This window comes from Nonomuraea rosea, assembly GCF_039539705.1.
Lineage (GTDB): Bacteria > Actinomycetota > Actinomycetes > Streptosporangiales > Streptosporangiaceae > Nonomuraea > Nonomuraea rosea.
Map to the genome: position 1 here is coordinate 24,420 of NZ_BAABDQ010000027.1, position 13,348 is coordinate 37,767.

Annotated in this window: 17 protein-coding genes; 12 read left to right on the plus strand and 5 right to left on the minus strand. The window is 72.1% G+C overall.

Features of this window, described 5'->3' with window-relative positions; genetic code table 11:
- The first annotated feature begins 169 nt into the window (after positions 1–169).
- Positions 170–1,039, plus strand: a complete 870-nt coding sequence (locus ABEA43_RS43730) for an LLM class F420-dependent oxidoreductase (protein ID WP_345571706.1) — start codon at positions 170–172, stop codon at positions 1,037–1,039.
- An 88-nt stretch (positions 1,040–1,127) separates the two neighbouring features.
- On the opposite strand, the gene ABEA43_RS43735 is transcribed toward ABEA43_RS43730, so the two are convergent.
- Positions 1,128–2,045 carry a TIGR03620 family F420-dependent LLM class oxidoreductase gene (locus ABEA43_RS43735; protein WP_345571708.1) on the minus strand — a complete coding sequence of 306 codons (918 nt, stop codon included), beginning with the start codon at positions 2,043–2,045 and terminating at the stop codon, positions 1,128–1,130.
- A gap of 109 nt (positions 2,046–2,154) precedes the next feature.
- On the minus strand, positions 2,155–2,940 hold the full coding sequence (locus ABEA43_RS43740; protein WP_345571709.1) for a glycerophosphodiester phosphodiesterase family protein: 786 nt from the start codon (positions 2,938–2,940) through the stop codon (positions 2,155–2,157).
- Positions 2,941–3,037: 97 nt separating this feature from the next.
- On the opposite strand from ABEA43_RS43740, the gene ABEA43_RS43745 reads away from it, so the two are divergent.
- The 4 genes from ABEA43_RS43745 to ABEA43_RS43760 all read left to right on the plus strand — a co-directional run bounded on the left by ABEA43_RS43745 (position 3,038) and on the right by ABEA43_RS43760 (position 5,161).
- Positions 3,038–3,184, plus strand: a complete 147-nt coding sequence (locus tag ABEA43_RS43745; protein ID WP_345571710.1) for a hypothetical protein — start codon at positions 3,038–3,040, stop codon at positions 3,182–3,184.
- A gap of 4 nt (positions 3,185–3,188) precedes the next feature.
- Entirely contained in the window at positions 3,189–3,317 is a 129-nt protein-coding gene (locus ABEA43_RS43750; protein WP_345571711.1) for a hypothetical protein, read from the plus strand.
- Positions 3,318–3,464: 147 nt separating this feature from the next.
- The gene (locus ABEA43_RS43755; RefSeq protein WP_345571712.1) at positions 3,465–4,265 is read left to right on the plus strand and encodes an SAM-dependent methyltransferase; all 801 of its coding nucleotides are present in this window, start codon (positions 3,465–3,467) and stop codon (positions 4,263–4,265) included.
- Positions 4,266–4,372: 107 nt separating this feature from the next.
- The gene (locus ABEA43_RS43760; RefSeq protein ID WP_345571714.1) at positions 4,373–5,161 is read left to right on the plus strand and encodes an alpha/beta fold hydrolase; all 789 of its coding nucleotides are present in this window, start codon (positions 4,373–4,375) and stop codon (positions 5,159–5,161) included.
- Between the two features lie 95 nt (positions 5,162–5,256).
- Here ABEA43_RS43760 and ABEA43_RS43765 read toward each other — a convergent pair whose 3' ends face one another.
- A complete protein-coding gene (locus ABEA43_RS43765; RefSeq protein WP_345571715.1) occupies positions 5,257–5,973 on the minus strand; it encodes an SDR family NAD(P)-dependent oxidoreductase in 717 nt (238 codons plus the stop codon).
- A 4-nt stretch (positions 5,974–5,977) separates the two neighbouring features.
- Between ABEA43_RS43765 and ABEA43_RS43770 the strand changes: the two genes are divergently transcribed.
- The 3 genes from ABEA43_RS43770 to ABEA43_RS43780 all read left to right on the plus strand — a co-directional run bounded on the left by ABEA43_RS43770 (position 5,978) and on the right by ABEA43_RS43780 (position 7,956).
- A complete protein-coding gene (locus tag ABEA43_RS43770) occupies positions 5,978–6,151 on the plus strand; it encodes a hypothetical protein (RefSeq protein ID WP_345571716.1) in 174 nt (57 codons plus the stop codon).
- A gap of 103 nt (positions 6,152–6,254) precedes the next feature.
- Complete coding sequence (locus tag ABEA43_RS43775; protein ID WP_345571718.1) at positions 6,255–6,854, plus strand: TIGR03086 family metal-binding protein; 600 nt, start codon at positions 6,255–6,257, stop codon at positions 6,852–6,854.
- Positions 6,855–7,074: 220 nt separating this feature from the next.
- On the plus strand, positions 7,075–7,956 hold the full coding sequence (locus tag ABEA43_RS43780) for an LLM class F420-dependent oxidoreductase (RefSeq protein WP_345571720.1): 882 nt from the start codon (positions 7,075–7,077) through the stop codon (positions 7,954–7,956).
- A gap of 103 nt (positions 7,957–8,059) precedes the next feature.
- On the opposite strand, the gene ABEA43_RS43785 is transcribed toward ABEA43_RS43780, so the two are convergent.
- Positions 8,060–8,800, minus strand: coding sequence for a hypothetical protein (locus tag ABEA43_RS43785; RefSeq protein WP_345571722.1), 741 nt, complete (start codon positions 8,798–8,800; stop codon positions 8,060–8,062).
- A gap of 522 nt (positions 8,801–9,322) precedes the next feature.
- Here ABEA43_RS43785 and ABEA43_RS43790 point away from each other — a divergent pair.
- Together ABEA43_RS43790 and ABEA43_RS43795 are read left to right on the plus strand one after the other, a co-directional pair.
- A complete protein-coding gene (locus ABEA43_RS43790; protein ID WP_345571724.1) occupies positions 9,323–9,934 on the plus strand; it encodes a chemotaxis protein CheB in 612 nt (203 codons plus the stop codon).
- An 82-nt stretch (positions 9,935–10,016) separates the two neighbouring features.
- On the plus strand, positions 10,017–10,478 hold the full coding sequence (locus ABEA43_RS43795; protein WP_345571726.1) for a proteasome activator: 462 nt from the start codon (positions 10,017–10,019) through the stop codon (positions 10,476–10,478).
- 28 nt (positions 10,479–10,506) lie between these two features.
- On the opposite strand, the gene ABEA43_RS43800 is transcribed toward ABEA43_RS43795, so the two are convergent.
- A complete protein-coding gene (locus ABEA43_RS43800) occupies positions 10,507–11,712 on the minus strand; it encodes an endonuclease/exonuclease/phosphatase family protein (protein WP_345571728.1) in 1,206 nt (401 codons plus the stop codon).
- 240 nt (positions 11,713–11,952) lie between these two features.
- On the opposite strand from ABEA43_RS43800, the gene ABEA43_RS43805 reads away from it, so the two are divergent.
- Both ABEA43_RS43805 and ABEA43_RS43810 read left to right on the plus strand, forming a co-directional pair.
- Positions 11,953–12,678 (plus strand): helix-turn-helix transcriptional regulator, encoded by a 726-nt coding sequence (locus tag ABEA43_RS43805; protein ID WP_345571731.1) that lies wholly within the window; start codon positions 11,953–11,955, stop codon positions 12,676–12,678.
- A gap of 102 nt (positions 12,679–12,780) precedes the next feature.
- Positions 12,781–13,302 (plus strand): hypothetical protein, encoded by a 522-nt coding sequence (locus ABEA43_RS43810; protein WP_345571732.1) that lies wholly within the window; start codon positions 12,781–12,783, stop codon positions 13,300–13,302.
- Positions 13,303–13,348: the final 46 nt, after the last annotated feature.

The window sequence follows — 13,348 nt, forward strand, 5'->3', positions numbered from 1 at the left end:
AGCATGCCCGCAATTTACCTAAGATGCCACATCTGCCGGAGATCCTAAAGCGCGAAAATGCCGCTGCGCTGAAATAAGGGCAGGCATCTATTTCACATATGTCACTTATTTCCCATAAACCACAGACCGGACATATCGGTATTTATCGGTGTTTGACAGGGAGTCAGCTATGCAGATCGGGGTCGTTTTCCCGCAGACCGAGCTGGGCGCGGACGCGGGCGCGGTGCGCGCCTATGGGCAGGGGGTCGAAGAGCTCGGGTTCCGGCACGTGATGGTCTTCGACCACGTCGTCGGCGCCGACCCGGCTATCCACCAGGGCTGGCAGGGCCCTTACGACGTGCGGACCACGTTCCACGAGCCGATGGTGCTCTTCGGCTATCTCGCCGCGCTGACCTCGCTGGAGCTCGTCACCAGCATCATCATCCTGCCCCAGCGGCAGACGGTGCTGGCGGCCAAGCAGGCGGCCGAGGTCGATCTGCTGACCGGCGGCCGGTTCAGGATGGGCGTGGGGCTGGGCTGGAACCAGGTCGAGTACGAAGCGCTCGGCCAGGACTTCGCCACCCGGGGCAAGCGCGTCGAGGAACAGGTCGAGCTGATGCGCCGGTTGTGGACCGAGCCGTCGGTCACGTTCGAGGGCGGCTTCGACCGGGTGACGGGAGCGGGACTCGCGCCCCTGCCGATCCAGCGGCCGATCCCCGTCTGGTTCGGCGCGCAGTCGCCGGCCGCCTACCGCCGCGCGGGGCGGCTGGCCGACGGCTGGTTCCCGCAGTGGTCTCCCGGGCCGAAGCTGGACGAGGCCCGGTCGATGGTCGAGGAGGCCGCCGCGCAGGCCGGGCGCGACCCCGCCACGCTCGGCATGGAGGGCCGGGCCCCGTGGCGGGGCGACGCGGAGGAGCTGGACGACCTGGCCCGCCGGTGGCGGGAGTCCGGGGCCACGCACCTCGCCATCGACACCATGAGGGCGGGGCTGGGCTCGGTGGACGCGCATCTCGGCGCGCTGGAGACCGTGGCCGGCACGCTCGGCCTGCGCAAGGGCTGAGCCTGGCCGCTCGGTCTGCGCAAGGGCTGAGGCCGGCCGCTCGCGCTCGGTCTGCGCAAGGGCTGAGCCTGGCCCTCCGGAGACCGGGTCAGAGCGAGACCACGTCGCCGGTGGCCAGGGCGCGCAGGTGGTCCAGCATGTCGCGGGGCGTGTCGGCGAGCGGCTGGAGGCAGACGTGGTCGGCGCCGGCGTCGAGGTGGGCGCGTACCCGCTCGATGATCGTCTCCGGGTCGCCCCAGGCCACGACGGCGTCCACCAGCGCGTCGCTGCCCCCGTCCGCCAGGTCGGCGTCGTCCCAGCCGAGATCGCGCAGGTTGCTCGCGTAGTTCGGCAGGGCCAGGTAGAGCGACATGAACCGGCGGGCGGTCCGCCGCGCGCGCTCGGGGTCGGTGTCGAGCACGACCGTCTGCTCCGGCGCCAGCAGCGGATCGGGGCCGAGGACCGCGCGAGCGCGCGCGGTGTGCTCGGGGGTGACGAAGTACGGATGGGCGCCCTCGGCCCGCTGCGCGGCCAGCTCCAGCATCTTGGGGCGCAGCGCCGCCAGCAGCCGGGGCGCGCGTTGCGGCAGCGGCCCGGCGTACTCGGTCGCGTCCATGGCGTCCAGGTATTCGCGCATCGCGGTCACCGGCTTGCGATAGTCGTGCCCGCGCGCCGACACCAGCGGCGCGTGACTCACGCCCAGCCCTAGCAGGAACCGCCCGTCGTACGCCTCCGCGAGAGCGTTCGCGCCGTTCGCGGCGGCGGTGGCGTCGCGGCCCCAGATGCTGGCGATCCCGGTGCCGACCATCAGCCGCTGCGTCGCGCCGAGCAGGATCGCCGAATGGGTCAGCGCCTCCTTGCCCACCGGAGTCTCGCCGACCCACAGCGTCGTGAAGCCCAGCGACTCGATCTCGGCGGCCGCCTCCCGCTCGAACGCGGCGGACTCCGCGCTCAATGTGCTGTTCCAGACCCCGACTCGCCCCATGCGCCGCTTCAGCGCCGTGACATCGATGCTCGGACCGGGCATCTCACCTCACCGCCTCGATACGACCTGTCACCGCAGGTCACTGGACTCGCATGAGCACCATACGCAGCTCAGCGCCAGGGCACGGTCACGACTTGCCGTGTTCTCCGGGTCACGTGCATTTACCGGCGAGCCAGGTCTTGTACTCCTTCGTGTAGTTCGTCATGACGCTCTTCGGGCCCCCGTCGAGCACGGCCTGCCACTGGGGCGTGTTGCCGGTCCAGGCGGGCGGCGGCTCCTCCCAGGCCACGCTGTCGGTCCAGCGGGCGGCGGATCCCTTGAGCAGCCCCGGGTGACGAGTGGCGAGCTGGCCCTGGATCCAGGCGTCCTGCGAGTAGACCAGGATCTGCTGCGTGCCCTGGCGCTCCTTGATCGGGTCCGAGATCTCCTTCCAGGCGGCCGCGGCGTAGGCGGCGTCGGACAGGACGGCCTTCGTCTCCGGCTTGATCTCCAGGAGGGCGACCAGGCCCTGGGACCGTACGTGATCCAGCCACTGCCGCAGCGTGTAGACCTGCTCGCCCTGGTACGGTCCGCGGGCTATGCGCCGGGCCTGGAGGTTGTCCGCACCGGCCGTCCACCAGAGGCCGGTGATGAGGCTGTTGGCGCCCGTCAGGCCGTTGGTGGAGGTGTTGTGCCACATCACGGCCTTGGTGCCCTGCTTGGTGAGCTGGACGTCGCCCTCCACGCCCTGGGCGCCCCAGGCCTTCTGGTCGTTCACGCCGCGCGGGTGGTTGGGCTGGCGTACCTGGTCCCTGGTCCAGGCACTGGCGCCCGTGGGATAGCCGCCGTGGCCGAACACCAGCGGGCAGGCGGGCAGGCGGGCCGCCGCCGCGGGCGCGACCGTTCCCACGGCGGTCAGGGCCGCCATCGCCACCGTGAGTGCCGCCTTCATCGTCATTCGTCGCATCCCATCCGTGAACACCGATCGAAGAGCTGAGCAGGAGGCAGGCTATGGGTCGCGCCGATCACGATCAACCGCGCGCTACTTTGGGGGCATGCTCCCCGATCTTGGAGGAATCACCTCTGACGAGTCCTACGCCGTCCTGCGCAACGACCCCGCGTTCTGGGAGCCGTGGGCGCGGCGCGCTGCTCGCCGCCGCGCTCCGGGCCGCGAACTGGCCGGTTTCCCGCACCTTTCCTGAGGAGATGCTCGTTTACACCTTGCTGCATGACTTCGAGGTGTTCGAGGGGCCGCTGCCCGATCTGAGCGGCGTCGCGGACCTGGGTGAGCTGGCGCGGCTGCTGTGGGACGTCTCCGACGCCCGCTTGGGATAGCCCGCTCGGGATGGCGCGCTTGGGATAGCGCGGCCCTGTTCGCGGCCGGTGCCGGCAAGATCCGACACGCCCGGCGGCGTTCGTCCGGGCGAGGGGCTGCGGGGAGTAGGGTGCGGGCAAAACCGGCGAAGGCGGGAGATCCTCCTCATGAGTGATGTTTCGGGTGCCCCACGGATCGACACGACGCGGCCGCACTCGGCCCGGGTGTGGAACTGGCTGCTGGGCGGCAAGGATCACTACGCCGTCGACGTGGTGGCCGGCGAGAAGATCTGCACGGTCTTCCCCGGCATGATCGACATCGCCCGCCAGTCGCGCTACATGCTCGCCCGCGTGGTCCGCCACCTGGCGGGGGAGGCGGGGATCACCCAGTTCCTCGACATCGGCACCGGGCTGCCGACCGTCGACAACACCCACGAGGTCGCTCAGCGGGTCGCGCCCGCCTCCCGCATCGTGTATGTCGACAACGACCCGCTCGTGCTGGCCCACGCCCAGGCGCTCCTCGTCGGCACCCCTGAGGGCGCGACCGCCTACATCCAGGCCGACGTCCGCGATCCGGCGGGCATCCTGAGCAAGGCCGCCGAGACGCTGGACTTCAGCCGCCCCGCCGCGCTCATGCTCATGGGCATCATGGGCCTGGTCAGTGACGACGAGCAGCCGCGCGCGATCGTCCGCGAGCTGATGGCGGCGCTCCCGCCGGGCAGCTACCTGGCCCTGTACGACGGCTGCGACCTCGACCCCGCCTACGTCACGGCGATCCGCAGCTACAACGCGGCCAGCGGCGCGGTGCCCTACACGCCGCGCGGCATCGCGCAGATCACGGGGTTCTTCGACGGCCTGGAGCTGCTGGAGCCCGGCATCGTGACGGTCTCGCGGTGGCGCCCGGACCCCGGGCCGTGGGACGAGCCGCCCATCGTGGCCTGCGCGGGCGGCGTCGCCATAAAGCACTGACCCGGCCGGGCGGCGGGCGCGCGGGCGGTGCGGCTGGGGATGGCGAGCTTGCGGGTGGGGTCGCCGGGGGACGCCGAGCCGACCGGGCTGCTGGCAGGATGTCGGCCATGGTGTCGATCTCCCCGGACGAGCCCGTGCGCGCGGCCGTGACACTCGGCGGCCGGCAACTGTCCTACCTCGACTTCGGCGGGCCGGGGCCGGTGCTGTTCGCGTTGCACGGCCACTTCGGCGAGGCGCGCACCTTCGCCGGCTTGGCCCGCGCGCTGGCCCCCGAGTGGCGGGTGATCGCCCTCGACCAGCGGGGGCACGGCCGTTCCGATCGCCCCGCCGACTTCACCAGGGAGGGCTACGTCCAGGACGCCGCCGGTGTCCTGAGCCGGCTCCGCCTCGGACCGGTGACCGTCCTGGGCCACTCCCTCGGCGGCGTCAACGCCTACCAGCTCGCGGCGCGGCATCCGTACCTGGTCGATTCCCTGATCGTCGAGGACATCGGGGCCGAGGTCGCGGGCGACCTGTCCTTCTGCCTGTCCTGGCCGCACCGGGCGCCCACCCGCACCGCGCTGGTCGAGCGGCTCGGAGAGGCCGCGCCGTACCTCGTCGACGCCATCCGCGAGCACGCCGACGGCTGGGGCCTGGCCTTCCGCCCCGGCGACATGGTCGCCTCACAACAGGAGCTGAACGGCGTCCACTGGATCGACTGGCTCGCCAGCGCCTGCCCCGCCCTGCTGGTCAGGGGCACCCGCAGCGGTGTGCTGAGCGCCGAGCACGCGCGCGACATGGCCGCCCGCCGCCCGGACACCCGGCTCGCGGAGCTCGTCACCGGGCACACCGTCCACGAGAGCGACCCGGCCGGATTCGCCGCGATCGTCCGCAGCTTCCTCCTGCACTCCCGCTGAACTTCCGCCCGTGGGTGCGTGCGGCCTGGCCGGAGCGCACCGCCGCGTGCGTACCTGCTCACCCCGGGACGGTGGCTCGCCGCCCTCGACCGGCGTCACAGACCGCCCGAAACCTCCAGTACGGCCCCGGTGACGTACGACGCCTTGTCCGACAGCAGCCACGCGACCGCCTCGGCGATCTCCTCGGGCTTGCCGGGACGGCCGAGCGGCACACGTTCGGCGACCCGCCAGGCTCGGTCGGGCTCGCCCGCCCGGGCGTGGATCGTGGTGTCGATGGTCCCGGGGGACACGGCGTTGACCCGCACGCCGGGTGCCAGCTCCTTGGCCAGGCCGGTCGTCATGGTCTCGACGGCCGCCTTGGTCGCGGCGTAGGCGACGTACTCGCCGGGCGAGCCGGTACGGGCCGCCACCGAGGACACGGTGACGATCGAGCGCCCTGACAGCCGGGCCCACCGCCGCGCGGCCTCCCGGCACAGGCGCAGCGGAGCCACCAGGTTCACCTCCACGAGGCGGCGCAGGTCGTCGTCCTCCAGGGCGGTGAAGGGGCCGAGCCGGCCTGTGACACCGGCGTTGTTCACCAGCCCCGACACCTCGCCCAGCGACTCGGCCAGATCGAACAGGCGGGACGGCGCGTCCTCCGCGGTGACGTCCAGGCGGACGCCGCGCACCCGCGAGCCGAGCCGCTCCTCGATCTGGGCCGCCTCCTCGTCCGAGCCGGAATGCGTGAAGACCACGCCCAGACCGTCGGCGTGCAGCCGCTCGACGACGCTCCTGCCGATCCCCCGCGAACCGCCGGTGACGATCACGATCACGTACGTGCTCCTTGCGTCGATCCCGCGGCCCTCGATGGCGGGGACCGCGGCCACCCTGCCCAGCCCGCCGGGAGCCGCACCGCAAGTGATCGTCTCATGGCACCTCGGGACCGGCGACGGCCGTACCGCCTCGACCGCCGCCCGAGCCGCCCGCCCGGCGGGATACGGCCATTCCTGAACGATTGTGCTTCGGGGGAGCCCGCGCGCCGGGACCCACGGGAGGTTCGTTATCGTCTGTCAGCCCGGCCAAGAGGACCCTTCGAGGACGACAGGACGATGCCATGCCCGACCTCATCGAACTGAGCAGGCGGTCCGCCCTGGCCACCGCGGACCTGGTGGCCACGATCAAGCCCGCCGACCTGGACCGGCCCACGCCCTGCGCCGGCTGGGCCATCCGCGACCTGCTCGAACACCAGATCGCCCAGAACCACGGCTTCGCCTTCGCCGCCACGGGCGAGCGGTCCGAGCTGGAGAGCTGGCAGCCGCGGCCGCTCGGCGACGACCCGGTGGCCGAGCACACCGCGTCGGTCCAGGCCGTGATCGACGCCTTCGCCGCCGCCGGGGTGCTGGAGCGGCGCTTCCACCTGCCCGAGGTACGCGACGGCGGCCCCTTTCCCGCGGCGCAGGCGATCGGCTTCCACTTCATCGACTGCGTGGTGCACGGCTGGGACTTCGCCAAGGCGCTCGGCGTGCCGCCCAACGTGGACGCCGACCTCGCCGAGGCGGCGCTGCCGCTGACCGAGCAGGTGCCCGACTCGCCGGCGACGCGTGGTCCCGGACGGGCGTTCCTGTCCGGGGTGGCGGCGGGCGACGGGGCCGCGGCACTGGACCGGGTGGTGGCGATGCTGGGCCGCTCACCCGCCTGGACGCCACCCGCCTGAAACCGGACACCGCCGGAACGCCACCGGCCTGACACCGGGCACCGGCCTCACGCCGCCGGTCGGCACGGCGTGGCCCGGGTCGCCACGCCGAGCCGGTGGGCCTGGATCGGGTCGTCCGGGCGAGCCGACGCGGTAGTTGACTTAGAGTGCGCTCAAGGTCTTAGTGTCGGATCAACCGGCCCTTCGATCGGCGAAGGTCTCACTGTGGAAGGAGGCCGGCGTGAAGCTCGGCGTCCACATGATGCGGTTCGATCACCCTCAAGGCACGAACGTGCTCGGGCTGGAACTGGCAGCCGCCGGCGCGGCGGCCGAGGCGGCGGGCGTGAGCTGGCTGTCGGTGATGGACCACCACTTCCAGATGGAGCACGTCGGCGGCCCTGAAGAGCCGATGCTGGAGTGCTACACCGCCCTGGGCTACCTGGCCGCCCACACCACGACCGTGCGGCTCGGCGTGCTCGTCACCGGCGTGACCTATCGCCACCCCGGCATCCTGGCGAAGATCGTGACCACGCTGGACGTCCTGTCCGGCGGCCGGGCCACGCTGGGGCTGGGCGCGGCCTGGTACGAACGCGAGCACCGCGGGCTCGGCGTCCCGTTCCCGCCACTGGCCGAGCGGTTCGAGCGGCTGGAGGAGACGCTGCGAATCTGCCGGCAGATGTGGGATCCCGCCGACGACGGGCCCTTCGAAGGCGCCCACTACCGCCTTGCCGAGACCCGATGCGTACCGGCTCCGGTGAGCACCCCGTACCCCGAGATCATGATCGGCGGCGGCGGTGAGCGCAAGACGCTGCGGCTGGTCGCCCGCTACGGCGACGCGTGCAACTTCATCGGCCCCTCTCACGCGGAGCTGGCGCACAAGCTCGACGTGCTGCGCGCCCACTGTGACGACGTGGGGCGCGACTACGCCGGCATCCGCAAGACGGTGCTCTACCTGGGCGACGTGCTGTCCGACGACGACCTCAAGGTCTTCACCGAGGACGTGGCCGAGTACGCCAGGCTCGGCGTCGACACCGTGATCCTGCGACCGCCCACCGGCGCCGTGTCCGAGTGGATCGAACGCGACGTGGCCCCCGCCGTCCGCCGCGTGGCCGACGTCGGCTGAGAGCCCACCCCAGGCAGCCCCGTGGCCGACCTCGGCTGAGACCCCGCCACAAGCCGACCCCCGCTGAGACCCCCGCCACCGGCAGCGGCGGGGGAGCCGGGCGTCAGCGCGTCGGATCCTGGCCTTCCGGTGCGACCTCGTCTTCCTCAGGCGACAACGGCGGCGGCTCGGCAGGCGATGAGGCGCCGGCGCTCGCCTCGGGCGCACTCCGGCTGGGCTCGGGCGAAGGAGCGCCGGAAGGCGTGAGCGTGCTCGCGGGCGCGGGTGTGGCCGCCGGTGCGCCGGTCGTCGCCTTGGGGGCCGGGATCGAGCTGCGGGAGTCCGCCGCGGACGGGGTCGCGACCGGCCGGTCCGGCGGCACCCGTACCGGATGTTCCGCACGTTTGTCGCGCCTGACCAGGGGCTTGTCGCGCTCGGCCTTCTTCGCGGGCTGGCCGGCGATCTGGTCGGCCACGGTCCGGCCGGCCACGCCCTGGTAGGCGAGGATGCTCCCCATGCTCACGCCGAACACCAGCACGGTCACCGCGGCCACCCGCGCCCACTGCAATCTCCTGCGCGGCGCCTTCGCCGGCGCCGCGACCAGCGTGGACGCGCCGCCGTCGGCTCCGGCGACCTGCCCGCGCCAGGCGGTCACCGTGTGTTCCTTGACCTTGTCGCCGGTGCGTTTCAGATAGTGCGAGTAGACGGAGGTCCCGACGGTGGTGCCCGCGCTCATCAGCGCGGCGCCGATCACGGTGCCCGACACGCCGAGGTAGGAGGCCGCGACCGCGGCGGTGACCGCGGCCAGGGCGCTTCCCACGATCTGCGGCCCGGTCAGCTCGAACTTCGGCTGCTCGCCGCTCATTCTCGAATCAATCCCATCTGATAGGTACGTGGACACGAAGCCGTGCTCGTGAATCCGCCGGAGGTTGGATGCAGGAATCGCGTTCTGAATCCATCAGCGAACGTCCATGAACGACTAAAGAGGCGCGCATCGGGACCCGCCGCGCGTGAGGCCACGCCGTGGGCGAGATCCCAGGCCCGGCCGGACTTACCTGACCGGCGAACCTGGACCGCGATCGCCCGGACGGTGGACGCGGCGTACGAGGTCAGCGCACAGTCGGGAAGGCGCTGAACCACACCACCGCGAAACCAGCCGACACCAGGCACTCTCGCGGTGTTTTCGATGGATTCATCGGCGTGAGTCTAAGTTCGTCGGCAGAAGTCCATCGGCAGGCCCGCCGCCCACCAGGACAGACCTTTGCCGCACCGATCACGATGCTTGGCCCGGGGCAGGTTTGCCGGACGAAGATCCGCAGCGTCCTGCCCTCCGCCGGGACGACGTGATTGGCTGGCCGGTGTGCAACATGAATCGGACGAGGCGCGCGTGGAAGCCGCCACCGGTCAGGACCGGCCGGACGGCTTCCCCGTCCCTTTCGTGGTGGTCGCGCTGATCGCCTCCGCGGGCGGGCTGGACGCCCTGACCAGGGTGCTGGCCACGCTGCCCGCGAACCTGCCCGCCGCGATCCTGGTCGCGCTGCACCAGGATCCCCGCATGGTGAGCCAGCTGACGGGGCTGCTCGCCCGGCACACCGCCCTGCCGGTCGAACTCGCCACCGACAGGGCGTTCATCCGGCCGGGAACGGTCACGGTCGTCCCACCGGGCAAGCATCTGCTGGTCACGGCGGAGACCCGCGTCGGGCTGATCGAGACCGGCGCGCTCCCGCCGGCCCGGCCCTCGGCGGACCTGCTGCTGGCCACGCTGGCGGTCACCTGCGGCCCGCGCGCGCTGGCCGTCATCCTCACGGGCATGGGCCACGACGGCCAGGCCGGGGCCCGCGCCATCGCCCATTGCGGCGGCACCGTCTTCGCCCAGGACGAGCTCAGCTCCAAGTTCTTCGCCATGCCCTCGGCCGCCATCAGCACCCACCTGGTCAGCCAGATCCTGCCCCTGGACGACATCGCCGCGGCGATCTCCGCCCATATCGCCAGGACCTGACGCCGCGCGTGAGGTGCGGATACGTGGGCAGGGTCCTTCGTGACCGCGCCTTCGAGCGCTCGGCAACCACGGGGACGCTGACATGACCGCAACACCTGGGCCGTACCGGCCGGACAGATCTGACGACGCCGTCCAGTCCGATTCGCCGAACCCGACGATCGAAACCGAGGTCGAACGCATCAAGGAGCCGGCCAGGCTGCTGCGGGTGACCGCCATGGCCCGCTCGCTGCTCGACGAGGCCCGCGGGCTGCCTCTCGACGAGCATGCCCGCGATCAGCTGGGACGCATTCACGCGCGGGCCGTCGAGGAGATCGCCGAGGCGGTGGCGCCGGAGCTCCGGGAAGAGCTCGCCCGCCTGCTGCCCCCGCCGTCCAGCCCGCTCAGCCAGACGGAGATCCGGATCGTGCACGCCCAGCTGGTCGGCTGGCTCGACGGCGTCTTCCAGGGAATCCGTACCGGCTTGAGCCTCCAGCAGGCCGTCCACCCGAACCTGCCACGCCAGGCCCCTCCCACCGGAGGCCCCGAGACCGGCCAGTACCTCTGAACCCGCCCGCCTGAACGTGCTCACCGACCTACGGGCGCACTCGCAGGTCGGCGAAGAGGGCGCGATGGTCGGACCCCGGCAGGTCGTGCACCTGTACGCCCACGGCCCAGGCACGGGAGTCCGTCAGCACATGGTCGATGGCCACCAGCGGCGGCAGCCCGCGCCCCTTCGGCCAGGTCGGGACGAGGCCGCGCCCGGTGGCCGCCGCCGCGTCCGTGTAGCCGGTGGACAGCAGCTCACGGAAGACGGCATGGTCGAGGGTCGCGTTGAAGTCGCCCGCGAGGACCCGCGGCGGCCCCGTGGCGGGCGCGGGCGGCAGTGTGGCGATCCCGGCCTCCCACTCCGGCACCGTCGAGGGCACGGGCGCGACCGGGTGCACCACCACGACCTCCACGGGCGAGCCTCCGGGCAGGGCCACCTCGGCCACCGGCATGTGGTGCCCGACCGGCTTGAACAGGCCGGTCCGCGCGGTCAGGGGGTGGCGCGCGTACACGCCGCTGCCCTCGGGCCCGCGGAACTCCGGCTCGCTGATCTGGTACGGCAGCAGCGTCCCCAGCCCGGCCGCCGCCAGCCGGTCACGGGCCGACCACGTCAGCTCCTGCACGCTCAGCACGTCGACGTCGAGCTTGCGCACGAGGTCGACGATGACCGTCGCGTCCCCGCGCCCGCCGTTGAGATTGGCGGTCAGCATCCGCAGGCTCCGGCCCTCCACGGCGGACGCCTCCGTCGCCTGCCCACCGACTGCAGACGCCCCCGCCGCAGCGGTGTCAGCGTCGGCCTCGGTCCCAGCGCTGCTCCCGGTGCCAGCGGCGGTGGCGCTGTCAGTGCCAGCGCTGGTGCCAGCGCTGGTGCCAGCGCTGGTGCCAGTGCCGGTGGCGGTGCCGGTGCCGGTGGCGGTGGCGGTGCTCGGATCAGGCGCGGTGCCGGGGCCGGTGCCACCCACCGCACGCGGCACCACGAGCCAGGCGAGGCTGAGGCAGACCGCCAGCATGATCGCGATCGTCACCCGCTTCCGCGCCACGACCGCGATCGCCAGCACGATCAGCGCCGCGATCGCGAAATAGGGCGTGAAGGAGACCATGGGCACCAGGAACACGCCTTGTTCCAGCCCGCCGACCCGCACCGCCGTACCCAGCGCGAACAGCCCGGCCACCCCGGCGAGCAGGCGCGCGCCCCACACCCGGCGACGCCGCCGCAGCGGCCGCGCCGTCTCCGTTTCTTGTTGCACCAGCACGGCCGCCAACCCTAGACGGCCATCCTTAAACGAAGATGAGGATGACGCGCAGTTAGCGTTCCCATGGCCTGGACTTCAGTCCGCCCTCACCACCGGCACGGCGACCGGCCTCGCGACCGGCACCGCGACCGGCACCGGCGGTGGCTCGGAAGGCCCGGGTCGTCGCCCGTTCGGCCCGCAGGCTTCGCACCTTCGCCGGCCTGGGAAACTGGGTGGAGGTCTGATCGGCGGAGGAGGCGTGTGGACGAGAGCGTGTCGCTGGCCCAGCTTGCCCACCGGCTGGAAGAGGTGGTGGGGGAGCTGCGCGGCATCCCCGTGGACGTCGAGCGACTGGAGGACAACGAGCTCGTCAGGCAGCGGATCGCGCAGGCCGCCCGTTCGGCCCGTGAGCTGCGCGCCATGCATCCGGTGGGCTCGTCGGAGCAGGGCCGCGAAGAGCAGAAGAGCCGGCGCAGCGTGCTCGACGCCCTCAGGCACGGCCTGGCGATGCGGACGATCATCCACGCGAGCGTGCTCGACGACCCGCGCAAGGCGGCCCGGATCAGGGAGCTGCATGCGGCCGGCGACCTGCACCGCGTCGTCGACGAGCCGATCCAGCAGCTGCTGGTCTTCGACCGGGCGGTGGCATTCCTCCGGGTCACGCCCGTCGTGTACGCGCCCGGCGCCCTGGTGATCAGGCAGCAGAGCCTGATCACCACGCTCATCGACCTGTTCGAGCAGACCTGGGCCAGGGCCAGGGAGGTCACCGAGCCGACCCACCGGCTGACGGCACGCGAGCGGGAGGTGCTCGCGCTGATCGCGGAAGGGCGTTCCAACAGCGCCATCGCCCGCGCCCTGTCGATCACGGAGGCGGCCGTCGGCAAGCATGTGGCCGGCGTGTTCGCCAAGCTCGAGCTGCCCGCTACGGCGGACGACAACCGGCGGGTGCTGGCGGTGCTCGCCTACCTGCGCGGCACCGTGAGATAGCGGTACGGGCTCGTTGTGGGGTAGTGCCAGGGCGACCTCGTACTCGCCCCAGCCCCCATGCGCCCGGCCCCCGCCGCACCCTTGAATACTGTCATGCAACGAATGACTGGATTGCTGATCGGCGCGATCTTCGGCGCGGTGTTCGTCGTCGTGAACGCCCAGAGCCCGCTGAACGGCCTGACCGTGAACCTCCTGCGGGTCGCCGCCTGCCTCGGGGCCGCGAGCGTCGTCGCCATGTGGTTCGCCGCGGCGCGGAAGGGGCGGTCCGCCGAGGGCGCGGGGCAGAACATGTTCGGGAAGGGTTACCTGGTCGTCGTCGCCGCTGAGGCGATCCTGTTGTTCGGCGGGATCCGGGTGCTGGCCGCCGTGGAAAGCCCGGAGCAGGCCAACGTGGCGTGGGTGGCGTTCGTGGTCGGCGTGCACTTCATCGTGCTGGCGCCGATTTGGCAGGATCGGGGCATCGCCGTACCCGGTGTGGTTCTCTCCCTGCTCGGCGCCGCCGGGCTCGTGCTGGCCGCGGCGGGCGCCGTCACCTGGGTGCCGCTCGTCAGCGGGGTGCTGTCCGGAGCGGTGCTCCTGACCGGCGCCGTCGCCTTCGGCTGGCGGACAGTCACGGCAGCCTGAACGGGCCCAGAAGGGCAAGCCCAAAGGAGACCCAGAAGGCAGGTCT